This is a genomic window from Duganella sp. AC237 (genome assembly GCF_979254035.1).
Window position 1 is genome coordinate 4,952,646 of record NZ_CEEDEW010000003.1, and the last position, 25,659, is coordinate 4,978,304.

Annotated in this window: 23 protein-coding genes; 9 read left to right on the top strand and 14 right to left on the bottom strand. The window is 64.7% G+C overall.

What is annotated here, in order from left to right; genetic code table 11:
• Positions 1–10 precede the first annotated feature (10 nt).
• The 8 genes from hscA to AC0IYS_RS22055 form a co-directional block, all read right to left on the bottom strand.
• A complete protein-coding gene (gene hscA / locus AC0IYS_RS22020) occupies positions 11–1,891 on the bottom strand; it encodes a Fe-S protein assembly chaperone HscA (RefSeq protein WP_471707179.1) in 1,881 nt (626 codons plus the stop codon).
• Positions 1,892–2,005: 114 nt separating this feature from the next.
• A complete protein-coding gene (hscB, locus tag AC0IYS_RS22025; protein WP_471707181.1) occupies positions 2,006–2,524 on the bottom strand; it encodes a Fe-S protein assembly co-chaperone HscB in 519 nt (172 codons plus the stop codon).
• 6 nt (positions 2,525–2,530) lie between these two features.
• Entirely contained in the window at positions 2,531–2,851 is a 321-nt protein-coding gene (gene iscA, locus AC0IYS_RS22030) for an iron-sulfur cluster assembly protein IscA (RefSeq protein WP_463449746.1), read from the bottom strand.
• 59 nt (positions 2,852–2,910) lie between these two features.
• Entirely contained in the window at positions 2,911–3,300 is a 390-nt protein-coding gene (iscU, locus tag AC0IYS_RS22035; protein WP_020702063.1) for a Fe-S cluster assembly scaffold IscU, read from the bottom strand.
• Positions 3,301–3,324: 24 nt separating this feature from the next.
• On the bottom strand, positions 3,325–4,581 hold the full coding sequence (locus AC0IYS_RS22040; protein WP_471707182.1) for an IscS subfamily cysteine desulfurase: 1,257 nt from the start codon (positions 4,579–4,581) through the stop codon (positions 3,325–3,327).
• Between the two features lie 55 nt (positions 4,582–4,636).
• Positions 4,637–5,113 (bottom strand): Fe-S cluster assembly transcriptional regulator IscR, encoded by a 477-nt coding sequence (gene iscR / locus AC0IYS_RS22045; protein ID WP_315391756.1) that lies wholly within the window; start codon positions 5,111–5,113, stop codon positions 4,637–4,639.
• A gap of 141 nt (positions 5,114–5,254) precedes the next feature.
• Positions 5,255–6,034, bottom strand: a complete 780-nt coding sequence (locus tag AC0IYS_RS22050) for a uracil-DNA glycosylase family protein (protein ID WP_471707183.1) — start codon at positions 6,032–6,034, stop codon at positions 5,255–5,257.
• A gap of 188 nt (positions 6,035–6,222) precedes the next feature.
• Positions 6,223–7,572 carry a glucoamylase family protein gene (locus AC0IYS_RS22055; protein WP_471707184.1) on the bottom strand — a complete coding sequence of 450 codons (1,350 nt, stop codon included), beginning with the start codon at positions 7,570–7,572 and terminating at the stop codon, positions 6,223–6,225.
• 167 nt (positions 7,573–7,739) lie between these two features.
• On the opposite strand from AC0IYS_RS22055, the gene AC0IYS_RS22060 reads away from it, so the two are divergent.
• From AC0IYS_RS22060 to AC0IYS_RS22075, 4 genes are read left to right on the top strand one after another with little or no spacing between them, the layout of a single operon-like run.
• Entirely contained in the window at positions 7,740–8,966 is a 1,227-nt protein-coding gene (locus tag AC0IYS_RS22060; protein WP_471707186.1) for an efflux RND transporter periplasmic adaptor subunit, read from the top strand.
• Positions 8,963–9,658 carry an ABC transporter ATP-binding protein gene (locus AC0IYS_RS22065; protein WP_471707188.1) on the top strand — a complete coding sequence of 232 codons (696 nt, stop codon included), beginning with the start codon at positions 8,963–8,965 and terminating at the stop codon, positions 9,656–9,658. The genes AC0IYS_RS22060 and AC0IYS_RS22065 overlap by 4 nt, the downstream gene beginning before the upstream one ends.
• Before the next feature lie 27 nt (positions 9,659–9,685).
• On the top strand, positions 9,686–10,843 hold the full coding sequence (locus AC0IYS_RS22070; protein ID WP_471707190.1) for an ABC transporter permease: 1,158 nt from the start codon (positions 9,686–9,688) through the stop codon (positions 10,841–10,843).
• 7 nt (positions 10,844–10,850) lie between these two features.
• The gene (locus tag AC0IYS_RS22075) at positions 10,851–12,017 is read left to right on the top strand and encodes an ABC transporter permease (RefSeq protein ID WP_471707192.1); all 1,167 of its coding nucleotides are present in this window, start codon (positions 10,851–10,853) and stop codon (positions 12,015–12,017) included.
• 26 nt (positions 12,018–12,043) lie between these two features.
• Here AC0IYS_RS22075 and maiA read toward each other — a convergent pair whose 3' ends face one another.
• Positions 12,044–12,691 (bottom strand): maleylacetoacetate isomerase, encoded by a 648-nt coding sequence (gene maiA, locus AC0IYS_RS22080; protein WP_471707193.1) that lies wholly within the window; start codon positions 12,689–12,691, stop codon positions 12,044–12,046.
• Positions 12,688–13,713: a fumarylacetoacetate hydrolase family protein gene (locus AC0IYS_RS22085; protein ID WP_471707194.1), complete on the bottom strand. Its 1,026-nt coding sequence runs from the start codon at positions 13,711–13,713 to the stop codon at positions 12,688–12,690. The genes maiA and AC0IYS_RS22085 overlap by 4 nt, the downstream gene beginning before the upstream one ends.
• Before the next feature lie 124 nt (positions 13,714–13,837).
• Here AC0IYS_RS22085 and AC0IYS_RS22090 point away from each other — a divergent pair, with 124 nt between their 5' ends.
• Together AC0IYS_RS22090 and AC0IYS_RS22095 are read left to right on the top strand one after the other, a co-directional pair.
• Positions 13,838–14,752 (top strand): LysR family transcriptional regulator, encoded by a 915-nt coding sequence (locus AC0IYS_RS22090; protein ID WP_471707196.1) that lies wholly within the window; start codon positions 13,838–13,840, stop codon positions 14,750–14,752.
• 112 nt (positions 14,753–14,864) lie between these two features.
• The gene (locus tag AC0IYS_RS22095; protein WP_471707198.1) at positions 14,865–15,491 is read left to right on the top strand and encodes a gamma-glutamylcyclotransferase; all 627 of its coding nucleotides are present in this window, start codon (positions 14,865–14,867) and stop codon (positions 15,489–15,491) included.
• On the opposite strand, the gene AC0IYS_RS22100 is transcribed toward AC0IYS_RS22095, so the two are convergent.
• Positions 15,483–16,637 (bottom strand): PA0069 family radical SAM protein, encoded by a 1,155-nt coding sequence (locus AC0IYS_RS22100; protein WP_471707200.1) that lies wholly within the window; start codon positions 16,635–16,637, stop codon positions 15,483–15,485. The two genes, AC0IYS_RS22095 and AC0IYS_RS22100, sit on opposite strands and share 9 nt — an antisense overlap.
• 262 nt (positions 16,638–16,899) lie before the next feature.
• On the opposite strand from AC0IYS_RS22100, the gene AC0IYS_RS22105 reads away from it, so the two are divergent.
• Genes AC0IYS_RS22105 through AC0IYS_RS22115 form a run of 3 tightly spaced genes read left to right on the top strand, consistent with a single transcriptional unit; the run spans position 16,900 to position 22,252 of the window.
• Entirely contained in the window at positions 16,900–17,496 is a 597-nt protein-coding gene (locus AC0IYS_RS22105; RefSeq protein WP_471707202.1) for a DUF2760 domain-containing protein, read from the top strand.
• Entirely contained in the window at positions 17,493–19,358 is a 1,866-nt protein-coding gene (locus AC0IYS_RS22110) for an Hsp70 family protein (RefSeq protein ID WP_471707204.1), read from the top strand. Before AC0IYS_RS22105 ends, AC0IYS_RS22110 begins: the two co-directional genes overlap by 4 nt.
• Before the next feature lie 2 nt (positions 19,359–19,360).
• On the top strand, positions 19,361–22,252 hold the full coding sequence (locus AC0IYS_RS22115; protein ID WP_471707205.1) for an Hsp70 family protein: 2,892 nt from the start codon (positions 19,361–19,363) through the stop codon (positions 22,250–22,252).
• On the opposite strand, the gene AC0IYS_RS22120 is transcribed toward AC0IYS_RS22115, so the two are convergent.
• The 3 genes from AC0IYS_RS22120 to tssA all read right to left on the bottom strand — a co-directional run bounded on the left by AC0IYS_RS22120 (position 22,253) and on the right by tssA (position 25,657).
• Positions 22,253–22,891 (bottom strand): tRNA-uridine aminocarboxypropyltransferase, encoded by a 639-nt coding sequence (locus AC0IYS_RS22120; RefSeq protein WP_471707206.1) that lies wholly within the window; start codon positions 22,889–22,891, stop codon positions 22,253–22,255.
• A gap of 28 nt (positions 22,892–22,919) precedes the next feature.
• Positions 22,920–24,650: a methyl-accepting chemotaxis protein gene (locus tag AC0IYS_RS22125; protein WP_471707207.1), complete on the bottom strand. Its 1,731-nt coding sequence runs from the start codon at positions 24,648–24,650 to the stop codon at positions 22,920–22,922.
• 128 nt (positions 24,651–24,778) lie between these two features.
• Positions 24,779–25,657, bottom strand: coding sequence for a type VI secretion system protein TssA (tssA, locus tag AC0IYS_RS22130; protein ID WP_471707208.1), 879 nt, complete (start codon positions 25,655–25,657; stop codon positions 24,779–24,781).
• Positions 25,658–25,659 lie beyond the last annotated feature (2 nt).

Below are 25,659 nucleotides of genomic sequence, written 5' to 3' on the forward strand. Positions count from 1 at the left end.
TGATGGGTTCTTAAACTACCTGGTCGAGCGTCTTGCCGGCCAGTGCGCTGCGCACGCTGCGATCCATGCGGCGCGACGCGAATTCTTCGGTGCCATGGGCCAGCGCCTCGACGGCGGCTTTGACGGCGACGTGGTCAGCGGCGCCGGTCTGCGATTGGGCGATCACGTCGCGCACCTTGTTCATCAAGACGTCGACCGACGCGCGTTCCTCGTCCGACAGCAGGGCGGTGTCTTCGTCCAGCGCCGATTGCGTGGCCAGGATGATGCGCTCGGCCTCGACCTGCTCTTCGCGCAGCGCGCGGGCGACCATGTCGACATCGGCCGACTTGTACGAATCCTGCAGCATGCGCGCGACGTCGTCGTCGCCCAGGCCATAGGCCGGCTTGACGGTGATCGACGCCTCGACGCCGGAGCGCAGCTCGCGTGCGGACACCGATAGCAAGCCGTCGGCGTCAACCTGGTAGGTGATGCGGATACGCGCGGCGCCGGCGACCATCGGCGGAATGCCGCGCAGCTCGAAGCGCGCCAGCGAACGGCAATCGGAGACCAGTTCGCGCTCGCCCTGCAGCACGTGCACCGCCAGGGCGGTCTGGCCGTCTTTGAAGGTGGTGAACTCCTGCGCGCGGGCGCAAGGAATCGTTGAATTGCGCGGGATGATCTTCTCGACCAGGCCACCCATCGTTTCGATGCCGAGCGACAGCGGAATCACGTCCAGCAGCAGCCAGTCGTCGCCCGGCGCGCGGTTGCCGGCCAACAGATTGGCCTGCACCGCCGCGCCCAAGGCCACGACCTTGTCCGGATCGATGTTCGCGTGCGGGATGGTGTGGAAGTACTCGCTGACGGCGCGCTGCACGTGCGGCATGCGCGTCGCACCGCCGACCATCACCACGCCGTCGACATCGTCGGCATCGACGCCGGCGTCGCGCAGCGCTTTCTTAATCGCGCTCATGGTCTTGGCGATCAGGTGCTTGGTGATCTCCTGGAAGGTCTCGGCGGTGATCTTCAGATGCACCTCCTCGCCCGAATTCAGGATCGCGTCGACGGTGATCTCGTTTTTGTTCGACAGCAGTTCCTTGGCTTCGCGCGCCTTCACCATCAGGATGGCGGTGTCCTCGTCGGACAGCGGCGCGAGTTTTTCCTGCTGGTGGATGTAGCAGAACAGGCGGTGGTCGAAATCGTCGCCGCCGAGCGCGGAATCGCCGCCGGTGGACAGCACTTCGAACACGCCTTTGCTCAGTTTCAGGATCGAGATATCGAAGGTGCCGCCACCCAGATCGTAGACCGCGAAGATGCCTTCGGAACCGTTATCGAGGCCGTAGGCGATGGCGGCGGCGGTCGGCTCGCTCAGCAAACGCAGCACGTTGATGCCGGCCAGCTGCGCGGCGTCCTTGGTGGCCTGGCGCTGGGCGTCGTCGAAATACGCCGGCACGGTGATGACCGCGCCGACCAGATCGTCGCCGAGCGAATCTTCCGCGCGTTGGCGCAAGGTGGCCAGGATCTGCGCGGAGATTTCGACGGGGCTCTTGATGCCGGCGATCGTCTTCAGCTGCACCATGCCGGGCGTATCCTGGAAATCGTAGGGCATGTTCTCGGCGTAGGCGATATCGGCCAGGCCGCGCCCCATGAAACGCTTGACCGAAACGATGGTGTTTTTCGGATCGGTGGTCTGCGCAGCCTGCGCCTTGTAGCCGATATTGGCATGGCCGTTCGGCAGATAGCGCACCACGGACGGCAGCAGCGGACGGCCATCCTCATCGTTCAGCACTTCTGGAATGCTGTTGCGCACGGTGGCGACCAGCGAATTGGTGGTGCCCAGATCGATGCCCACCGCCAGCCGATGCTGGTGCGGCGCGGTCGACATACCCGGTTCGGAAATTTGCAGAAGTGCCATGTGATTCAAGCCTTTAATCCGGGGGTCAAGTCTGTCATTCGGACACGGCCTCGGCGCTAACACCGTTTAAAGGCTGAGCTTGTGTCCGAATGACAGACTTGACCCCGGAGTTTGTTAGTTGTCTTCGATCGCTGAGAAGCTGTGTTCTATTTCGTCTTTGAATTTTTCGAGGAACATCAGCGCGCGCACGCCTTGCGCGGCTTGCGCGTAGTCGTCGGCGTCGATCTGCTGCTCGATCTCGGCCAGCCGCTCTTTGCGCGCGGCGCGCAGTTGCTTGTCGAGCGCTTCGAGCGCGTCGGCATCCTTGCCGGCGCGGGCGTCGCCCAGCGCTTCGCGCCATTCCATCTGCTGCATCAGGAAGGCCATCGGCATCGCCGTGTTGGACTCGGTCTGTAAATCGACGCCGTGCAGCTCGCACATGTATTGCGCGCGCTTCTGCGGATTTTTCAGGGTCTGGTAGGCTTCGTTGGCGCGCGTGGCCCATTGCATCGCGACGCGCTTTTCGGCGTCGGTCGCGTTGACGAATTTGTCGGGGTGGACGCGGCTTTGCACGTCGCGGTAGGCGCTGTCGAGCGCCCCCGTGTCGACGGCGAACTTCTGCGGCAGATTGAACAGCTCAAAGTGATTTTGCATGGGCGATCAGATGCGGAAGCTTTCGCCGCAACCGCATGCGTCTTTTTCGTTCGGGTTGTGGAACTTGAAGCCTTCGTTCAGCCCCTCGCGCGCGAAATCGAGTTCGGTGCCGTCGATGTACGGCAGGCTTTTCGGATCGACGAACACTTTGACGCCGTGCGATTCGAAGACACTGTCCTCGGCCGCCACTTCGTCGACATATTCAAGCTTGTACGCCAGGCCAGAGCAGCCGGTGGTGCGCACGCCAAAACGCAAGCCGACGCCCTTGCCGCGACGTTCGATGTAGCGGTTGATGTGCTTAGCTGCTTTTTCGGTCAGGGTGATCATTTAATTCTCCCGCACCGTTCCCGCTTGGGCGGGCACGGCGTCGTAGTTCACTTGTTCAGTCAGGCCGCGACTGGATGCTTGGTCTGGTAGTCCAGAACCGCTGCCTTGATCGCGTCTTCCGCCAGGATCGAGCAGTGGATCTTCACCGGCGGCAGCGCCAGTTCTTCGGCGATCTGGGTGTTCTTGATGGCCAGCGCTTGATCCAGCGTTTTGCCCTTGACCCATTCGGTCACCAGCGAGCTCGATGCGATGGCCGAACCGCAGCCGTAGGTCTTGAATTTCGCGTCTTCGATCAGGCCATCGGCGCCGACCTTGATTTGCAGTTTCATGACGTCGCCGCAGGCCGGCGCGCCGACCATGCCGGTGCCAACGCTGTCATCGCCTTTTTCGAAGGCGCCGACGTTGCGTGGGTTTTCGTAGTGGTCCAACACTTTTTCCGAGTAAGCCATTTTGATGCTCCTGTGATCTTAAAATTAGTGGGCTGCCCATTGGATCGAGCTGATGTCGATGCCTTCTTTGAACATGTCCCACAGCGGCGACAGTTCACGCAGTTTGTGTACCTTGGACTTCATCAGGTCGATGGCGAAGTCGATATCCTCTTCCGTCGTGAAACGGCCGATGGTGAAACGGATGGAGCTGTGCGCCAGCTCGTCGCTGCGGCCCAAGGCGCGCAACACGTACGACGGCTCCAGCGAGGCCGACGTGCAAGCCGAGCCCGACGACACGGCCAGGTCCTTGACGGCCATGATCAGCGATTCGCCCTCGACGTAGTTGAAGCTGACGTTGAGGTTGTGCGGCACGCGGTGCTCCATGTCGCCGTTGATGTAGGTCTCTTCGATCTCTTGCAGGCCGTTGGCCAGGCGGTCGCGCAGCGACTTGATGCGCGCGATTTCGCTGTCCATCTCGACCTTGGCCAGGCGGAACGCTTCGCCCATGCCGACGATCTGGTGGGTCGGCAAGGTGCCCGAACGCAGGCCGCGCTCGTGACCGCCGCCGTGCATTTGCGCTTCGATGCGCACGCGCGGCTTGCGGCAGACGTACAGCGCGCCGATGCCTTTGGGACCATAGGTCTTATGCGCGGTGAAGGTCATCAGGTCGACCTTGGTTTTTTGCAGGTCGATGACGACCTTGCCGGTCGCTTGGGCGGCGTCGCAGTGGAAGATGATGCCCTTCGAGCGGCACAGCGTACCGATTTCGTCGATCGGCTGGATCACGCCGATTTCGTTGTTGACCAGCATGACCGAGACAAGAATCGTGTCTGGGCGGATCGCGGCGGTCAGCTGCTCGATGGTGATCAGGCCGTTATCTTGCGGCTCCAGGTAGGTCGCCTCGAAGCCGACGCGTTCCAGCTCGCGCACCGTGTCCAGCACCGCCTTGTGCTCGGTCTTGACGGTGATGATGTGCTTGCCCTTGGTCTTGTAGAACTGCGCCGCGCCCTTGATGGCGAGGTTGTTCGACTCGGTGGCGCCGGAGGTCCAGATGATTTCGCGCGGGTCGGCGTTGACCAGGGCGGCGACGTGGCCGCGCGCCTCTTCGACCGCCTTCTCAGCCGTCCAGCCGTACATGTGGCTGCGCGAGGCCGGATTGCCGAACTGCTCGCGCAGGTAGGGAATCATGGCATCGGCGACGCGCGGATCGATCGGCGTGGTGGCCGAGTAGTCCATGTAGATCGGGAAATGCGGGGCGGTCTGGAACTTTACTGCGGCGAGGTTTTTTTCTGGGGCGTTCATCTGGTAACTCCGGTTTTCTCTGTCTATATTAGTAGCTAAAGCGCCTAACGCTTACTTAGCCCAGCGCGGCGTGGTTACGGACCATCACGACCACGTTTTGTTCAGCATTCTTTTGCTTCTGTTGATCGACCAGATCCTGCAGCGAAACGGAATCCAGATAATCAACCATCTTTTCGTTCAGCGTGGCCCACAGTTCGTGGGTCATGCAGCGCACGCCGCTGGCGGCGTCGGCGCCGTGGCAATTTTCCTTGCCGCCGCATTGGGTCGCGTCCAGCGGCTCGTCGACGGCGATGATGATATCGGCCACCGTGACCTTGTCGGCCCGGCGCGCCAAGCTGTAGCCGCCGCCCGGACCGCGGATCGATTCGACGATCTCGTGGCGGCGCAATTTGCCGAACAGCTGTTCCAGATAGGACAACGAAATCGCCTGACGCTGGCTGATGCCTGAGAGCGTGACCGGGCCTTTGCCTTGGCGCAAAGCCAGATCGATCATCGCAGTCACAGCAAAACGGCCTTTGGTGGTCAGACGCATCACTACCTCGGTTCAGCTAGGTTAAAATATCGACCCCACTGCTCAACTGAAAGCCTGATTAGTTGATCGATTTAGTCAAGTATACCAAACTTTATGAAAGTTTGCCGGGAGGCCCCTCGGCCGGCCGGTCTTGATTGCCTTCTACTTGCCTTTTAGCAAGCCCATCGGCTGGAATAGCGCGTGCATGTCCGGATTGCCGATGAAACTGAGGTTGTACGGGTGCTCGGCCGTGATCTGCGGGAAATCTTTCATTACCGGCAATTTTTGAAGCAACTCCGCGATTTTCCCCCATAGGATCATGGTGGGCTTGTTCGGCGACTCGGCCGCCAAGCCGGCCATGACTGTCTCGAAGAACGGCAGCCACGCTTTTGCGTCCTTGACCGGCGGCACGTGACTGCGGAACACCAGCGAGGCGTTCAGCAGCAGGAAACCCTGCTCGGTCAGCTTTTGCTGCATCTCGGGCAGGGTTTGAATATGGGTGCGGCCGCCGCTGCGCGCAAGGCTGGAAATCGCCGCCATCGCCGCGCCGCCGGTGTCGGCCAGGGCGAGTTGCCCGTCGGCCACCAACAGCATCTTCATGAAGTTGCGCAGCGAGGTGGCCTTGTTGACCGGCTTGGACAAGCCGCCGCCCTCTTCGTTCGACCACAGGCTGCCGACGGCGCCGTCCATGAAGCAGACGCCGGTCGCGCTGTCTTCACGCGGGTACGGCCCCTCCCCCACTAATACATAGCGCACTTTATCGAGCGGCAGCGCGAAGGCGGCGAACAGGCGTTGTTCGGTCGGCAGGTAGAGGTCGTCCGCGAGCTGGGCGAGGTAGCCGGGCGTGGCGGCCTGCATCGCGTTAAGGCCGTCGATCAGCAACGGACGCCACGAGGCATCGGCGCGGGAGAGCGCATCGAGAATGGAAGCGGGGATCGTCATACTAAATGGCGGCGGGGGGGCAAAGGCGGAAGTATACCGCAATACCGTAGGGCGGATTAGCGAAGCGTAATCCGCCATGAGCCGTCGAAAACGCATGCAACGGCGGATTACGGCTCCGCCTCCTAAGGCCTACGGCAGTAGGCCGCCTCTTCGATGGGCCCCCGGGGCGGGTTAGCGGGCCTCGCCCGCTAACCCGCCCTAAGTGCCGCCTCGTCCAGCCACCCGCCCGTGAATCCGGCGCGGCGCAAGCCGGTTTGCAGATAGGTATTGCCGCGCATAATGTTCCACGGGAAATCGTGCAGATAGTTTTCCACCATGATCACCGTCGGTCCCTCGTTGATGCCGAAGTGGTATGGCGAGACCCAATGCTGGCATGCAACCCGGCCGTGCGAGAAAACGGTCGAGAACGAGGCCTTGAAGCCATACGGATTCGCCTCGCACAATTGCATGTCCTGATAGTGGATGATGCTGGGCATGACAATTTCCGGCGCGAACGGCAGCGACGCCGCCACCGCCCATGGCGCCAGGGTGCCGTCGTCCGGGCCGTACGGCACCCCGCGCGCGACGTAGTCCCAGAATTTGCGCTGCACCCCGTCGATACGGCGAGTGACCGGCCCCGGTCCATCGCTTGCCGTGATCCCCCAGCACAATTCGCCATATTCAGGGAAGCCCAGCGGGTTCTGGATCGCATATTGTTGCTGCACGTATGTGGCGCGCCGGCTGTTCTCGAAGTAGTCCGAATCGTGCGCGCGCATGAAGTCGTCCCGGATGCCGCGCAAATCCAGCCACACATGCGACATCTGGTGGATGAACAGCGGGCCCGCGTACAGGTAGTCGATGCCGTACACCGTCTTCCACTCATAGCTGCGGCACCACGCGTCGTAGCTGTCGCGCTCGATCGGGAAGGTGGGCGAACCCAGCGCCAGCACGTACAGGATCAACGCCTCGTCATACCCTTCCCAGTGCCAGCGCAGGAAGCCGCTCTCAGGATTCCAGCCGTGGCAGATCAGATTGTCCCGCCCGCGCATCCATTGCCAGTCGACGCGGCGGTACAGCATGTCGGCCAGCGCGCGGATCTCGTTCTCGTCGGGAGTATCCTGCGTGAAATATTCGGCTGCCGTCAGCACGCCGGCGATCAGCAGCGCGGTGTCGATGCTCGACAGCTCACATTTCCACGCGCGCTCGCCGCTGTTCATATCGATGAAGTGGTAGTAGAACCCTTTGTAGCCGGTGGCGCGGGGCGATTCGCTCTGTTCGCTGTTGGCAAAGAACCGCAACGTCGTCAGGGTACGGACCACGGCGTCGGCGCGCTCCATGAAGCCCTGCTCGACCCCGATCGGGTAAACGGTCAGCGCCATGCCGACGGCGGCGATGCTGGCCGGCCATACTTCGGCGGTTTTGTCGCGGATCAGGCCATTGGCGGGATTGACCTCGTTGACGAAGTAGTCGAACGAGTCCTTCTGCAGTTCGTTCAGCAAGGCGAGCGTGGCCGCGTCGACGGCGGCTGGCGGGCGCTGGGCGCGCGGCATGGTGGTCATAAAGGTCCGAACAATTGAAAAAGGTTATGCTGTCACAGCCGGAGGCTTGCAGTATGTACCGGAACACACAGATACGCCCGCCGCTTGCGGTTCAATCGCGCTTGCCCCACTATCTGGTGGCGAAGTTGGCAATGGCCGACTGATGGAACCACAGCTGAGGCTACCGATTGGCGACTCCCGATATTTCCCGTTTGAAAATCGACCGCGAGGCCAAGGGGCCGGCGGCCGGGCTGCGGCCCACGCGCCGGCGCTGGGGCAGGATGGTGCTGCTGATACTGGCCGTGGCGCTGGTGGCCGCCGTCGCCATGAACGTGTTCGGAGGCAAGCCGACCGTGGAGGTGGTTGCAGTCGCGCAAACCTATCCGGCGCAAAACTACACCTTGCTCAACGCAACCGGCTACGTGGTGGCGCAGCGCAAGGCGGCGCTGTCGTCCAAGGCGACCGGGCGGCTGGAGTGGCTGGGCGTGCTGGAAGGCTCGCAGGTGAAAAAGGACGAGGTCATCGCGCGGCTGGAAAACCGCGACGTCGCGGCGGCGCTGGGGCAGGCACAGGCCAATGTCAAGGTGGCGCAGGCCAACCTGGAACAAGGCCAGGCAGAATTGCAGGACGCGCAGTCGGCCTTCCAGCGCGCGGCCGAACTGCTGAACCAGAAATTCATCGCCGCCTCGGCCTACGATACCGCGCAGGCGCGCCTGAACAAGGCCAAGGCCAGCATCTCCGGCTATCAGGCCGCCATCGCGGCGGCGCGCGCCAACGCGCAGGCGGCGCAGGTGGCTGTGGACCAGACGGTGATCCGCGCGCCCTTCGACGGCGTGATCCTGACCAAAAGCGCCAATGTCGGCGACAATATCACGCCCTTCTCCTCCGCCGCCGACAGCAAGGGTGCGGTGGTCACCATCGCCGATATGGACACGCTGGAGGTGGAGGCAGACGTCTCCGAATCGAACCTGAGCAAAATCCGCGTCGACCAGCCGGCGGAAATCCTGCTCGACGCCTTCCCGGAGCTGCGCCTCGCCGGCACCGTCTCGCGCATGGTGCCGACCATGGACCGCAGCAAGGCGACCTTGCTGGTCAAGGTGCGGTTCGACGAGCGCGATGCGCGCGTGCTGCCGGACATGAGCGCCAAGGTCGCGTTCCTGTCGAGGGCCGTTCCGCCGGCCGACAAACTGCCGGTGACCGCCGTGCAGCCGGCGGCGATTGTGACGCGCGGCGGCACGCCGTCTCTGTTCGTGCTTGACGCCGACGGCGCCAGCGTCAAACGGGTGCCGGTCACCGCAGGGCGCAAGATCGGTGAACTGGTCGAGGTCAAAGGCGTGAAGCCGGGCGACAAGGTCGTGCTGGCGCCGGACGACAAGCTGCAAGACGGCCAGGCCGTCAAGTTGGCGAAGAAATGAGCGAGCCGCTGGTATTGATCGAACATCTGGTCAAGTCCTATCGCCGTGGCGACCAAGTGGTGGAGGTGCTGCGCGATATCAGCCTGGCGATACCGGCCGGCGCCTTCACCGCGCTGATGGGGCCTTCCGGCTCCGGCAAAAGCACGCTGCTCAATCTGATCGCCGGCATCGACAAGCCGGATAGCGGCGTGCTGCGCATCGCCGGTCTCGATATCGCCGGCATGGGCGAGACGGCGCTGGCCGCCTGGCGCGCCGCCAATGTCGGCTTCATCTTCCAGTTCTATAACCTGATGCCGGTGCTGACCGCGTTCGAGAACGTCGAACTGCCGCTGCTGCTCACGCCCTTGTCGCGGCGCGAGCGGCGCGAAAGAGTGGCGCTGACCTTGGAGATGGTCAACCTGGCCGACCGCATGGACCACACGCCGAACGAGCTGTCCGGCGGCCAGCAGCAGCGCGTGGCGATCGCCCGCGCCATCGTCAGCGATCCCACCTTGATCGTGGCCGACGAGCCGACCGGCGACCTTGACCGCCACTCGGCCACCGAGATCCTGTCGTTGCTCCAGCAACTGAACCAGCAACTGGGGAAAACCATCATCATGGTCACGCACGACGCGCACGCGGCGGCGCAGGCTCGCAACCTGGTACACCTTGAAAAAGGCGAACTGCTCGCCGACGAACCACAGCGCGCGTAAACCCACCTTGAACGCCAGGACGCCACCATGTACACCCTGCGGCTGATCGTCAAAAACTCCCTGCGCCACAAACTGCGCACGTCGTTGACGATACTCGGGCTGGTGGTGGCGATCTTCGCCTTCGGCCTGCTGCAAACGGTCATCGACGCCTGGTACGCCGGGGCGGAAGGCGCCTCCAACACCACGCTGGTCACGCGCAACAAGACGTCGCTCGTGTTTCCGCTGCCGCTGTCGTACGAGGCCCGCATCCACGCGGTTGCCGGCGTGACCGGGGTGGGCTACGCCAACTGGTTCCAGGGCACCTACAAGGACCCGAAAAACTTCTTCGCGCAGTTTGCCATCTCCGGCGCCAGCTATCTGGATATCTACCCCGACTACCTGCTGCCGCCCGACCAGCGCGCGGCGTTCCTGCGCGACCGCAAGGGCGCCCTCGTCGGCCGCAAGCTGGCCGACCAATTCGGATTCAAGGTCGGCGATGTCATTCCGCTCAAAGGCACGGTTTACCCGGGGGACTGGGAGCTGGTCGTGCGCGGCATCTTCGACGGCAGGCAAAGCACGACCAATACGGCGACCCTGTTCCTGCACTGGGACTACGTCAACGAGTCGCTCAAGAAGACCCTGCCCCGCCGCGCCAACCAGATTGGCGTGTACGTGGTGCGGATCGACGAGCCGGAAAACGCCGCCGCCATCTCGGCGGCGATCGACAAGGAATTCAGCAACTCGCTGGCCGAGACGCTGACCGAGACGGAGAAGGCTTTCCAGCTCGGCTTCGTATCGATGTCGGAGGCGATCGTGGTGGCGATCCGCGTGGTGTCGTTCGTCGTGATCGTGATCATCGCGGCGGTGATGGCCAACACGATGGCCATGAGCGCGCGCGAACGCCTGGGCGAATACGCCACGCTCAAGGCGCTGGGGTTCGGCCCCGGCTTCCTGACGGCGATGATCCTGGGCGAATCGCTGCTGCTGTCGCTGTTCGGCGCGGTGCTGGGGATCGTCATCCTGTTTCCGTTCGCCGCCTTCCTGGGGAGCGTGATGGGTACCCTGTTTCCGGTCTTCGAGGTGACGCGGTTGACGGTGCTCCAGCAGATACTGGCGGCGCTGGCCATCGGCCTGGTCGCGGCCATCGCGCCGGCCTTGCGGGCGACCCGCGTCAACATCGTCGAGGGGCTAAGGAGCATAGGATGATAATGCGATGAAGATTCCCCTCTTCTACGTCGCCCGCAACCTGTGGGCGCGCCGCCTGACCACGGCGCTGACGGCCGCCGGACTGGCGCTGGTGGTGTTCGTGTTCGCGACGGTGCTGATGCTCGACGAAGGCTTGCGCAACACGCTGGTGACCACCGGCGAGTACGACAACGTGGTGCTGATACGGCGCAGCGCCGACACCGAGGTGCAGAGCAGCGTCGAACGGGCGCAGGCCAGCATCGTCTCGAGCCACCCTTCCATCGCGCTGGGCGCCGACGGCCGGCCGTTGCTGTCGCGCGAGACGGTGGTGCTCATCTCGCTCAACAAGCGGGGTTCTGCCAAGCCGTCCAACGTCATCATCCGCGGCATCGGCGAGCGCGGACTGGCGCTGCGGCCGCAAGTGAGGCTGACGGCCGGGCGCATGTTCCGGCCCGGCGCGTCCGAGATCATCGCCGGGGCCAGCATCGCCCGGCGCTTCGCCGGCGCCGGCATCGGCGAGACGCTGCGCTTCGGCCAGCGCGAATGGACGGTCGTGGGATTGTTCGACGCCGGGAACAGCGGCTTCGATTCGGAGGTATGGGGCGACGCCGATCAGCTGATGCCGGCGTTCCGGCGGGTGGCCTATTCGGCGGTCGTGCTGCGCTTGGCCGGCGCGTCGCTATTCGACGGTTTCAGGAAGGATATCGAGGGCGATCAACGCCTGACCCTTGATGCCAAGCGCGAGCAGACTTTTTATGCGGACCAGTCGAAGGCGCTGTCGACCTTCATCAGCGTGCTGGGGCTGATCTTGTCGGTGATCTTTTCGATCGGGGCGATGATCGGGGCGACGATCACGATGTATGCGTCGGTCGCCAACCGGGTGGGTGAAATCGGCACGCTGAGGGCATTGGGATTTCAGCGGCGGAGTATTCTCGCGGCGTTTTTGGCGGAGTCGATGCTGCTGGCGGTGGTGGGCGGCGTGCTGGGGCTGGGGTGCGCGTCGCTGATGCAGTTTATCTCTTTCTCGACCACGAACTTTCAGTCGTTCTCCGAGTTGGCGTTCGGGTTCAGGCTGACGGCCGATATCGTCGTCAAGACGCTGGTGTTTTCGCTGGTGATGGGGTTTATCGGCGGCGTGCTGCCAGCGCTGCGCGCGGCGCGCATGAAGATTGTCGATGCGTTGCGCGCCGCTTGACGTTAGACCAATCGTTGGAAGATGCGTTACTCGGCGTCCGGCTGCTGCGACGGGTGCGCTTGCTGAAACGCGGGTAGCGCGGCGCAGGCGGCGTTGATGCGCATGACGGTCGGGAAAGGCGCCGTATCGACCTCGAACCGCTGCGCGTTGAACACCTGCGGCACCAGACAGCAATCTGCCAACGTCGGCGTGTCGCCGTGCGAGTAGACACCCGTGCGCGCATCCCCGGCCAGCAGGGCTTCCAGCGTCTCCAGTCCGCTGCGTAGCCAGTGCCGATGCCACGCCAGCTTGACCTCCTCGGTCAGCCCCATCTCGCCCTTGATGTACTTGAGTACACGCAGATTCCCCAACGGGTGCGTATCGGCCACCACCGTCAACGCCAACGCGCGCACGCGGGCGCGGCCCGCCGGATCGGCCGGCAGCAAGGGCGTTTGCGGCCGCGTCTCGTCCAGATATTCCAGTATCGCCAGCGACTGGCCTACGACGGCGCCGTCGTCGTCCTCCAGCGTCGGCAGCAGCGTGGACGGATTGACCGCGCGATAAGCGTCGGCCAGATGCTGTCCGCCGTCGCGCAGCAGATGCACAGGCTGCGCCTCGTACGCCAATCCCTTGAGATTGAGCGCGATCCGCACCCGGTAGGCGGCTGAACTGCGGAAGTAAGTGTACAGCTTCATTGGCGACGCTCCCCATAATGCGCGACGGTCTGCTCGATCGCACCGAAGATGCTGGCGCCCTGCGCGTCACGCATCTCGATGCGCACGCTGTCGCCGAATTTGAGGTAGCCCGTTTGCGGCTTGCCGGTCTCGATGGTTTCATACATGCGCACTTCGGCCAGGCAGCAGTATCCGACGCCGCCGTTGTCGATGCTCGACCCATGGAGGCCGCCCTGCTTGTTGGAGACGGTGCCGGAGCCGATGATGGTGCCGGCCGCCAGCTCCCGCGTGGCGGCGGCGTGGGCCACCAGCTGGGCGAAGCTGAAGGTCATGTCTTCGCCCGCATTGGGCTTGCCGAACGGCTTGCTGTTGATGTCGACCAGCAGCGGCAGATGCAGTTTGCTGTCGGTCCAGTCGAGGCCCAACTCGTCCGGCGTAACGGCCACCGGCGAGAACGCGCTGGCCGCCTTGGACTGGAAGAAGCCGAAGCCCTTGGCCAGTTCATTGGGGATCAGGTTGCGCAGCGAGACGTCGTTGACCAGCATGACGAGCCGGATCGCCTTGCCGGCATCGGCCACGCCCACGCCCATCGGCACGTCGCCGGTGATGACGGCCACCTCGGCCTCCAGGTCGATGCCCCATTCCTCCGACAGCGCGTAGATCGGATCGCGCGGGCCGATAAAACTGTCCGAGCCGCCCTGGTACATCAGCGGGTCGGTGTAGAACGACGCCGGCACCTCGGCGTTGCGCGCCTTGCGCACCAGCTCAACGTGGTTGATGTAGGCCGAGCCATCCGCCCACTGATAGGCGCGCGGCAGCGGCGAGTGGCAGGCTTGCTGGTCGAACGGTTTGGCGTCGACCGCGTCGCCGGCGTTGAGCAGGGTGTACACCGCCTCCAGCCGGTCCGCGACCAGGTCCCAATGATCCAGCGCATGCTGCAGCGTGGCCGATATTTTTGGCACCAGCTGGTATTGCGACAGGTCGCGGCTGACCACGACCAGACGACCATCGCGGCTGTCGTCTTTTAATGTGGCGAGCTTCATACCTGAGCTCCGTGGTGAATTTGTTCGATTTTCATAATTGCCTCCAGTTCAGTTTGTCGACATTAGAAGCGAATCTCAGATATCATACAAACAGTATTTTTCCCGCTATTTATCAGGTTTTCCCATGAATCCAAGTTTGCGGCAAATGCGGGCACTGGTCGCCCTGGCCAAAACCGGCAGTTTCACGCTGGCGGCGGACCACCTCAACCTGACGCAATCGGCGCTCAGCGGCCAGATCAAGGAGCTCGAGCAGATGCTCGGCGTGCGTGTCGTCGAGCGTACCACGCGCAAGACGCAATTGTCGGAGGTGGGACGCGAACTGACGCCGTTGTTCGAGAAGATGCTGCAGGATCTGGACCGCGCGATGGCCGACATCGCCAGCCGCAAGGCGCTCAAGCAGGGGATCGTGCGCATCGCCGCGCCGCAGATGCTCTCGTGCACCTTGCTGCCCGAGGCCATCGCCGCCTATTCCGCCCGTTATCCGGACGTGCAGGTGCGGCTGGCCGACAGCCCGGTCGAGCAGGTGTCGGCGCGCGTGTTCAGCGGCGAGGCCGACTTCGGCATCGGCCCGGAGCGCGATGCCAACACCGAGATCGAAGCGCTGCCGCTGTTCGACATGCCCTTCGTGGTGGTGTTTCCGCCCGGGCATGCGCTGGAGTCGCGCGAGCGCATCCCCTGGGCCGACATCAACGATTTCCCCTTCATTTCCTTGCAGGGGCAGTTCACCGAGCGGCTGCTGCGCGATATGCATGTGTCGTTTCGCGAGCTGTCGCTCAGCCCCTACAACGAGGTGACCTTCATGACCACAGCGCTGGCAATGGTGCATGCGCGGCTGGGGATTACCGTGTGCCTGCCGTACGCGGAAAAAATGGTGCAGTTGTATGGATTGCGGATGCGTCAGCTGGTCGATCCCGCGCTCACGCGTCGTTTTTTTGTCTATACGCGCAACGCGCGGGCGTTGTCGCCGGCGGCCGAGAGTTTTGTCGCCTTCCTGCGGGAGTACATCGCGGCGCACGAGTGGAACGTTCCGCTCGCTTAAGATAACTTACATTTTCCCCACTACCGCCCGCTATGCGGCGTGTGTATGCTTCGGTATATGAATATTTTGCATATCGAAAATGAAGCCGCCGGGCGCTAAACCAGCATCGATCATGACAGCAGACACCATCGCCATCAACCAGATGATGGATCAGTTTGACGGCCACCACAGCGTTTGGCTGTTCGGCTACGGCTCGCTGATCTACAAGGCCGACTTCCCCTACCTGCAACGCCGTCCGGCCAGCATTACCAACTGGACCCGCCGCTTTTGGCAAGGCTCGCATGACCATCGCGGCACCCCGGAAGCGCCGGGCCGCGTGGTCACCATCATCGAGCAAGCGGGCGCCATTTGCCATGGCATGGCTTACCTGGTCACGCCGGAAGTGTTCGCCCACCTGGACCACCGCGAGAAGAACGGCTACTTGCGGCTGGCGACGACCATATCGTTCGATGATGGCGACAGCGGTAGTAACAGCGGCAGTGACAGTGACAGTGACAGCGTCGTTGGCCTGGTCTACATTGCCACGCCGGACAACACGGCCTTCCTGGGCGAGGCGTCCGAACAGGAGATCGCGCGCCACATCGCGCGCTCCATCGGCCCCAGCGGCCCGAACAGCGACTACCTCAATCACCTGGCGCATGCCCTGCGCGAACTGGGCCGCCACGATCAGCATGTCTTCGAGATCGAACGGCACCTGGCCGCGTTGAACGCCCCTCCTCCTACGGTTCCGTCAGAATAAATCCAACTGGCCCTCACTGGCCGGCTTGGCGCGCGCGCCCAACGGCGGCACCACCAGCGGACGGGTGAACTGCGACGCGTCCATGCTGTGAAAGCGGCTGCCCTTGCCCGACAGCCCGAGGCGCTCGGTGGCGATCTTGAAGCGTTGCCGTATCAATTCCGCCCACACGCCCTCGCCTTTCATGCGGGAGCCAAACGTGCTGTCGTAGTCTTTGCCGCCGCGCATCTCACGCACGCGGTTCATCACGCGCTGCGCCCGCTCCGGGAAGTGCGCCTGCAGCCATTGCTGGAACAGCGGCGCCACCTCCCACGGCAGCCGCAGCACCGTGTAGTGCGCGGTAACGGCGCCGGCTTCCTTGACCGCTTCCAGCAGGCGCTCGATATCCGGCTCGGTGACGAACGGAATGATGGGCGCGACGCTGACGGCCACCGGAATGCCGGCGTCGGTCAAGGTGCGGATCGTGCGCAGCCGGCGCGCCGGGGCCGCCGCGCGCGGTTCAAGCGTGCGCGAGATGGCCGGGTCCAGGGTTGTGAGCGTGATGGCGACGCCGGCCTGCCGCTTGGCCGCCATCGCCGAGAGGATATCGATATCCCGCTCGATCAGCGATGATTTGGTGATCAGGCCAACCGGGTGCTGGCATTCCTGCAGCACTTCCAGCACGCGGCGCGTGAGCTTGCGCTCGCGCTCGCAGGGCTGGTAGGCGTCCGTATTGACGCCAAGCGCGATCGATTCGGGCTCGTAGCCGGCCTTGGCCAGCTCGCGCCGCAGCATTTCCGGCGCGTTGACCTTGGCGAAAATCTTGCTCTCGAAGTCCATGCCGGGCGACAGGCCGAGATAACTGTGCGTGGGACGGGCGAAACAGTAAATACAGCCGTGCTCGCAGCCGCGATACGGGTTCAGCGAGACGCTGAACGGCAGGTCCGGCGAGGCGTTCCGGCTCAAAATCGATTTACAATATTCGTCGGTGACCTGGGTTTTCCACGGCGACGCCTCCTCTTCCTCGCGCTCCCAGCCGTCGTCATAGGCTTCGCGCGCGTTGACCTCGAAGCGCCCCTGCAGGTTCGATACCGCGCCACGGCCCTTTTGCGCCTTCAGCGAAGGCGGCGGCAGCATCACGTGCTCTTGGTTGTTTTCGTCGTGGTTCATGATCGCTGGGGCCGAGCGCCGGGCGGGGATCGCCACTACTGCGCCAATACTGTATATATATCCAGTATTCTAAGCGCTCCAAATGGCCATATCAAGCGAAAAATCAACGGTGCGGCCCTCGCGCCTTTGGCGCCCGCGCCCGAACTGGTATCATGCGGGGCTTCCGGGGGAAGACTTTCCCCGCGCCACGCGCGCCCCCACCCCACATTCCGCCAGGCTGCCGCCCCAGGCAGCGGCCCGGCTCACTCTACGCGAGCTAAACATGAACAATTCGACTCAACCGTTGCCGTCTTTTTTTAGCCGGATATCGATCGCCATCGGCGCCTTCTTCCGCGCGCTGTCCGACGCCGAGTACGCCGCCCGCCTGGCGCGCATCGCCGCCGGCGAGCCGCAGCCGTCCGCCGCGCCGGTTTCCGCACCTGCTCCCGTCCCCGCGCCGGCTCCCGTGCCTGCCCCGGCCCCGGTCACGCTGCGCGTCGCCACGCCGGACGCCGCGCTTCAGCTGCTTGGCCTGTTCCAGCGCGAAGCGCGCCTGATCGACTTCACCCAGGAGAACCTGAGCGCCTACTCGGACGCCGACATCGGCGCCGCCGCGCGCGTGGTGCACGAAGGCTGCGGCAAGGTGCTGCGCGAGCACTTCACCATCGAAGCGGTGCGCAGCGAGGCCGAAGGCAGCCGCGTGGTGCTGGAGGAAGGCTTCGACGCCAGCGCCGTGCGCCTGACCGGCAACGTGGTCGGCAAGGCGCCGTTCCGTGGCGCCTTGAGCCATCGCGGCTGGCGCGCGTCGAACGTGCGCCTGCCGAAACTGGCCGAAGCGCACGACGCGGCCATCCTGGCACCGGCGGAGGTGGAATTATGAGCGACCCACGCTACGCCATCGGCATCGACCTTGGCACCACCCACAGCGCGCTGTCCTATGTCGACCTGACCACCAGCGACGGCGAAAAAACCCAGCACGGCGTGCTGGCGATTCCGCAACTGACCGCACCAGGCACGGTGGAAGACCTGGCGCTGCTGCCGTCCTTCCTGTATTTGCCGCACGCCAACGAACTGGCGCCGGGCGATTTGAGCCTGCCATGGCAGCAGTCGGCGGCAGAACAAACCGGCGTGGCCGGCGAGATGGCGCGCAGCCGTGGCGCCACCACGCCGATCCGCCTGGTCTCCAGCGCCAAGAGCTGGTTGAGCCACCCGGGCGTGGACCGCCGCAGCGCCCTGTTGCCGAACGACGCGCCGGAAGAAGTCACGCGCGTCTCGCCACTGGAGGCGTCGACCCGCTACCTGTCGCACCTGCGCCAGGCGTGGGAGCAGGCGCACCCGGAGGCGCCGTTCGGCGAACAGGCCGTGACGGTGACGATTCCCGCCTCCTTCGACCCGGGCGCGCGCGAACTGACGGCCGACGCGGCCCGCGCGGCAGGCTACACCAATCTGACCTTGCTGGAGGAGCCGCAGGCGGCCCTGTATAGCTGGATCCAGGGCAGCGAAGGCCGCTGGCGCAAAGAGGTCAAACCGGGCGACATCATCCTGGTGGTGGACGTCGGCGGCGGCACCAGCGACTTTTCGCTGATCGCCGTGCTGGAACGCGACGGCATCCTGGAGCCGCACCGCATCGCGGTGGGCGATCACATTCTGCTCGGCGGCGACAATATGGATTTGGCGCTGGCCCATCTGGTGGCGCGCAAGCTGGCCGCCAACGGCACCCAGCTCGACGCCTGGCAAATGCGCGCGCTGACCTACGGCTGCCGCACGGCCAAGGAAAAGCTGCTGGCCGATGCGACCGTCGACACCTGGCCTATCGTGGTGCCGAGCCGTGGCTCGAAACTGATCGGCGGCTCGATCCGCACCGAGCTGACACGTGACGAGGTGACCACCTTTATTCTCGACGGCTTCTTCCCGGCGGTGGACGCGGCGGCACGTCCCGCCGTGCGCACGCGCGCGGGCCTGACCCAGCTTGGCCTGCCGTATGCGCAGGACGCGGGCATCACCCGACACCTCGCCGCGTTCCTGGCACGCCAGGTCGGCGCCACCAGCGAACTGGAAGGCTACGCCGGCAAGCACAGTGCCGACGCCACCTTCCTGCATCCGACGGCGGTGCTGTTCAACGGCGGCGTGTTCAAGTCCGAGCTGTTGGCGCAACGCGTCATGGGCACGCTCAATGACTGGCTGTATATGGAAGGCGCGGAGCCGGCCCGCATGCTGGGCGGCGCCGACCTGGATCTGGCGGTCGCGCGCGGCGCGGCTTATTACAGCTATGTGCGCAGGGGCAGCGGCGTGCGGATTCGCGGCGGCACGGCGCGCGCCTACTACGTGGCGATCGAGTCCTCGATGCCGGCCATCCCCGGCATGGAACCGCCGATCCAGGCGCTGTGCGTGGCGCCGTTCGGCATGGAGGAAGGCAGCGAGATCGAACTGCCGAACCAGGAGTTTGGCCTGGTCGTCGGCGAGCCGGTGCAGTTCCGCTTCTTCGGCTCCTCCGTGCGCCGGCAAGACCAGATCGGCGACCTGCTGGACTTCTGGGGTCCGGAGGAACTGATCGAGTTGAACGAGATCCAGGCCACGCTCTCGCCGGAAGGCCGTCAGGCCGGCGATGTGGTGCAGGTGCGCCTGCACGCGATGGCGACCGAATCGGGCACGCTCGAATTGCTGGCCGTGGCAAACGACGGCCAGCGCTGGAAAGTGGAGTTCGACGTGCGCTCGGGCGCCACTGAAAGTATCGCCGCCTGAGCATGAGTCAATACATCGTCAGCATCGACCTTGGCACCACCAATACGGTGCTGGCCTATTCGGCGCCCGGCAAAGCCGACATCCAGCTGTTCGACATCGAACAGCTGGTGGCGCCGGGCCAGGTTGGCGCTGGCGCGCTGCTGCCGTCGGTGCGCTACCACCCGGCCGAGGGCGAGCTGGCGGACGGCGAGTTGCAACTGCCCTGGTTGCAGGACGACGTGGCCGGTTTGCGGCAGGTGGTGGTCGGTCGCCTGGCGCGCAAACTTGGCGCGCAGGTGCCGGGGCGTCTGGTCTCCAGCGCCAAGAGCTGGCTGTCGCATCCGAACGTGGACCGCACGGCCGCCATCCTGCCATGGGGTGCCGAAGCCGATGTGACCAAAGTGTCGCCGGTGGCAGCCAGCGCCTCCTATCTTTCGCATCTGCGCGCCGCCTGGAACACACGCTTTCCCTCGCATCCGCTGGAGCGGCAGCAGATCGTCCTGACGATTCCCGCCTCCTTCGACGAAGGCGCGCGAGCACTGACGCTTGAAGCGGCGCGCCTGGCCGGCCTGTCCAGCCTGCGCCTGCTGGAGGAGCCGCAGGCGGCCTTCTACGATTGGCTGTTCCGCCAGCGTGCAACGCTTGTCGCCGATCTGGCCGAGACGCGCCTGCTGCTGGTGTGCGACGTCGGCGGCGGCACCACCGACTTCAGTTTGATCAAGGTCGGGATGCTCGACGGCCAGCCGGGGATCAGCCGCATCGGCGTGGGCAATCACCTGATCCTCGGCGGCGACAATATGGATCTGGCCTTGGCGCACCTGGTCGAGACGCGCATGGCGGCTACACAAAGTGGCGACGCGCCGCCACCACGCCTGTCGTCGAGCCGCCTGGCGCAACTGGCGGAGCGCTGCCGCGCGGCGAAGGAGCTGCTGCTGGCGGCGGACGCGCCGGAGCGCGCCACCGTCACCCTGCTCGGTTCCGGCTCGCGCCTGATCGGCGGCTCCCGCTCGGCCGAGCTGATCCGCGACGAAGTGGCGGCGCTGGTGGTGGACGGTTTCTTCCCATTGAATCCGTCGCGCGAACCGGCCACGCGCGGGCGCGGCGCGATCATCGAGTTCGGCCTGCCCTACGCCAGCGACGCAGCCATCACCCGCCATCTGGCGGGCTTCCTGCGCCAGCACGCGGCGGCGGCCCGCGAGGCATTGGGCCTGCCTGCGGACGATCATGCGACGATACCGGTTCCCGATACATTGCTGCTGAACGGCGGCGTGTTCCGCGCCGACGCCCTGGCCCGACGTTTGGAGGAAGTGCTCTCGAATTGGCGTGGCGCTCCGCTGCGCGTTCTGAACAACGACGATCCCGATGTCGCCGTCGCGCGTGGAGGCGTGGCCTACGCACTGGGTCAAACCGGCCAGGCGCCGGTCATCGGCGGCGGCTCGCCGCGCAGCTACTTCCTGCTGCTGGACGATGAACAGCGCGCCGACAAGCCGCGCCGCGCCGTTTGCATCCTGCCGCGCGGCAGCGCCGAGAACCGCGAAATCCTGCTGGCCGAGCGCACCTTCGCGCTGCGGCTTGGGCGCCCGGTACGCTTCCATCTGGCGTCGTCGACGTCGGACGCCACTCCGCCGCAAGCCGGTGAACTGGTCGAATTGCAACCGGACGACTACGTCCAGCTGCCGCCGATCGCCACCGTGCTGCGCGACAGCGGCGCCGCCGACGCCCGCAAGGAAATCCCAGTGCAGTTGGCCACCACGCTGAGCGAAGTCGGCACGCTGGAAGTGCACTGCGTGGCGATCGAAGACGCGCAGCGCTGGCTGCTGGAGTTCCAGCTGCGCGGCGACGCCGGCATCGCGGAGGCCGACGACGTTGGCACCAACGTCCACCAGGATGCACCGATGCCGGCGGGCCTGAACGCGGCCATCGACAAGATAGACCGCATCTTCGGCAGCCGCGCGCTGCAGGTCGACGTCAAGGAAGTGAAGCAACTGCGCGCGCAGCTCGAACACCTGTTGGGCAGCCGCGAAAGCTGGGCCACGCCGCTGCTGCGCCGTTTGTTCGATGCGCTGATCGAACGCGCCAAGGGCCGCCGCCGGTCGTCGGAACACGAGCGCGCGTGGCTCAATCTGAGCGGCTACTGCCTGCGTCCGGGCTTCGGCCATTCGCTCGACGAGTGGCGCATCGAACAATTGTGGGCGATGTTCGAAGCCGGCGCCCAGCACCACAAGGACAGCCAGGTCTGCGCCGAGTGGTGGACCCTGTGGCGGCGCGTGGCCGGCGGCTTGAGCGTGGAAGCACAGTTGCGGGTGCTCGACGATTTCGCCTTCAACGTCCAGGCGGACGCGCAGGAGCGCGGCCGGCGCCCGCAAACGCTGGTCAACGGCAGCGAGGAGGACATGCTGCGCCTGGGCGCCTCGCTCGAACGCATACCCGGCAACTACAAAGCCGAAATCGGCGCATGGATGCTGTCGCAGCTCGACGCCTCAACCCGCGCGGCCGCCAAGGCAGGCGCCAACAAGACCCGCGCCGGCGCCGCGAACGCCGGCAAGGCCGAAGCGGCGCAGGCGCGCTTCCTGTGGGGATTGAGCCGCGTCGGCGCCCGCCAGCCGTTCCACGGCAGCGCACATGATGTCGTCGACAGCGCGGTCGTCGAGCAGTGGCTGGGCGAGATACTGGCGTTGGACTGGAAGAAGGTGGAGCCGGCCGGATTCGCGGCCGCCCATCTGGCGCGCATGACGGGCGATCGTGCCCGCGACATCAACGAGACATTGCGGGCGGAGATCCTGCGGCGCCTCGCCGCGATCGGCGCTCCCGCCAACTGGAGCGCGATGGTGCGCGAGGTGGTGCAACTCGACCAGGCCGAAGAAAAACGCATGCTGGGCGAATCGCTGCCGCCCGGCCTGAAGCTGATCGCCTGATCAGGGGCGCACGTAGCTGGCCTGTTGGGCGACGAAACCGTCGAAGGCGTCGATCAACGGAGTGAATTTGCGCGGATCGTTTTCCAGTTGCGCCAGCGCGTACGCCGTCGCCTCCAGTGTCGATAGCTGGTCCGGCAGATGCGCCTTGCGTATCAGGTAATGCGACGGCGGCGTGTCGCGCAGCGGTAGGCGGGGCAGCGCTTGCAGCGGCGGATTCAGATACAGCATCTTGCGGCTCTTGCGCCAGGTCCCGTCCAGCACCACCAGCCGCAATCGCTGCGGTTCACCGAGCCAATCTTGGTCGAACACCTGCGGCGTGGCCAGTCCCAATGATTTGTCGTCGGCCGTCTCCGGATACAGCAGCACGTTGCGGCGATCGCCGGAGAGCAGCTCGCCCAACCGATCCGGCTCGAATGCTTCGCAGCATTCCAGGCGGCTGTTGGACAAACTCAGATGGAGCAAACGCGCGCTGCCCTTGGCGTTCGCGACCTCCATCGGATGCTGCAGGATCAGCACCTCCACCTGGTTCGATACCGACGCCACCCAGCGGCATATGCAGGTTGGCAGCGGCCGCAGACACGCGGGGCATTGCGCCCGGGTGCTGCGTGGATTGGAGGTTGCGGCGTCGGTACTGGTCATATGCCATTGTACCGACGCGCAGCCTTGCTTAGAACTCTTCCCAGCCGTCCGCGTCGTTGGTGGTGATCGCCTTGCGCGTGCTGTCCGGGGCCACCTTGCGCGAAGGCGCGGAAACGGCAACTACAGCGGTTGGCTTGGCGCGGCGCGGCGGCAGCGCCGGACGTATGGGCATGCGCGGAGCGCTACGGCTGGACGCGGCCACCGGCACCGGCAGCTGCAAACCACCCAGTTTGAACACGCTAACCACGTCGGCCAGCTTGGCCGACTGCTCCTGCATCGATTCCGCCGCCGCGGCGGCCTGTTCGACCAGCGCCGCGTTCTGCTGCGTCACCTGGTCCATCTGGGTGATGGCATCGTTGACCTGGGCGATGCCGATGCTCTGCTCTTCGCTGGCATGGCTGATCTGCGTCATGATCTGGGTCACGCGGTTGATGCTGGTGACGATCTCGCTCATGGTTTCCCCGGCCTTGTTGACCAGGTCCGAGCCCTGCGAGACCTTCTCGACCGAATCGTTGATCAGGCTCTTGATGTCCTTGGCGGCCGACGCCGAGCGCTGCGCCAAATTGCGCACCTCCGAGGCCACCACCGCGAAGCCGCGCCCCTGCTCGCCGGCGCGCGCCGCTTCCACCGCGGCGTTCAACGCGAGGATATTGGTTTGGAAGGCGATGCCGTCGATGACCGAGATGATCTCGACGATTTTACGCGACGAATCGTTGATGGAGCCCATGGTGTTGACCACCTCGCCCACCACCGCGCCGCCACGGCTGGCGATTTCGGCGGCGCTGATCGCCAGCGCATTGGCCTCGCGCGCATTCTCCGCGTTGAACTTCACCGTCGACGTCAATTCCTCCATCGACGATGCCGTCTCCTCCAGCGAGCTGGCTTGCTGCTCCGTGCGCGACGACAGGTCTTGATTGCCGGCGGCGATTTCGGTGGAGGCGGTGGCCATCAGGTCGGTGCCGTTGCGCACCTGGCCGACGATGCTGACCAGGTTGGAGTTCATGATTTTCAGGGCGTTCATCAGCTGCCCGGTCTCGTCGTTGCTGTGCACCTGGATTTCGCTGGTCAAATCGCCGGACGATACGGTTTCCGCGACCTTGACCGCCTCGTTGATCGGCCGTGTGATCGTGCGGGTGATCCACCAGGCGGCGAGGACGCCCATGACGATGGCGGCAAGGCCCAGCATCACCAGCAAGGTGCGGCCGCTGGTGTACTGGTCGCGAATCTGGACGGCGGCGGCGTCGAGCAGGTCGGCCTGCCGCTCGGAGAAGGTTTTCAGCGCGGCGAGATAACTGGTGCGGGTTTGAGCCAGGTCGCCTTCGTAGAGCTTTTTGCCCAGTTCCAGATCGCCCTTGGCCTTGGCGGCAAAAACGGCCTTGCGCACGTCGGTGTAGACTTTGCGCGTGTCCAGCACCTGCTTGAACAGCGGCTTGAGTTCCTCTTCCTCGATGGTGGCGCCGATCTGGTCCTGGATCTTGGTCGCCCGTCCGGACGACGCGGCCATCAGCGCCTCCAGGTTTTTCTGATCGGCCGGATCGGAAACCATCCAGGCGCCCGAGGTGCGCGCGGCATTGACCTCGATGATCTTGCCCCATTCCGCAATCAACCGCTGGTCGCGGATCTTCACGTCGATCATATGGTCGGTCATCGCACTGGCGCTACTGAGGCGCATGATGCCGATGATGGTCATCGTGGTCAGTAACAGCAGGATGAGCGAAAAGCCGAAGCCGAGACGCGTGCCGATTTTCAGGTTGTTCATGGCGAACCCCTAGCGAAAGGATCTGGAATGTACGACCCATGCTAGCACTGTTCGCCAAAATCTGTAGCACTGAGAGAAAGATTGAGCGTTGCGTTACAACAACCACAAATCGGGAATACTCCCGTCGATCACTCGCCGCCGGGCTGGGAGCCCAACAGTTCTTCAAGGCCGGCGATGGCGCCCGGATCCTTGACCACGGCGCGCAGCCAGACGTGCAGCGGCATGTCGCCCCAGCTGGCGGCTTTGTCGGCAAGGTAGGCCACCGGACTATGGGGCTCGGTGCGGCGGAAAAAATCGGCCACGAGACGCAATTGCGCCAGGGCCTGGGCGCGGTTCTGTACCGCCCCGCCCAGCGCCGCTGGCGCGCCTTGGCCGACAGGGCCCGGTGCGGCGTCGCCGGCCATCGCCATTGAGGCCGCGCTACCGGCTGGCGCGATGGCGGTGACCAGGGTTTGCAAAGCGTCTTTGGCTGCGCTAAAACCCGGGCCGTCGGCGCCCAGGCGCCGATCGACCACGCGCTCCAGTTCACCGAGCATGGCGAGGCAGTATTGGGCATCCGGCAGCAGCGCCGCGCCATCGTCCAGCGGCATCTCCCTGACCAGCACCAGGGTGCGCGTGAGCAGCCAATACAGGTTGCCGATGCGTTGGTCGTAATCGCCTTCGTCGGGCAGCGGATACAAGCCGTCCCAGTAATGCTCGCACAGCCCTGACAGCACAGCATAGCCGTCACCGAGGCCGCGCAGGCCGCGCGTCTTGGCGTGGGCCTCGGCCAGCCAGACGGCCAGCCGCAGGTCTTTGGTTTTCGTTTCGATCATGGCGGCGCAGCGGCTGCCGACAAACTGCCAGTCGGCCTCCTTCAGCACCGCCACCCACTCGCCCTGATCCAGGGTGGGATCGTCGTAGGTGCGCGCATGCGCGATGGCGTCCACTTCGCTGCTGAAGGACAGGTCCTCGCCGCAAATTTGATCCGCGCCAATCGGCAACAGCAGTTGTGCGATGCTGAACATGG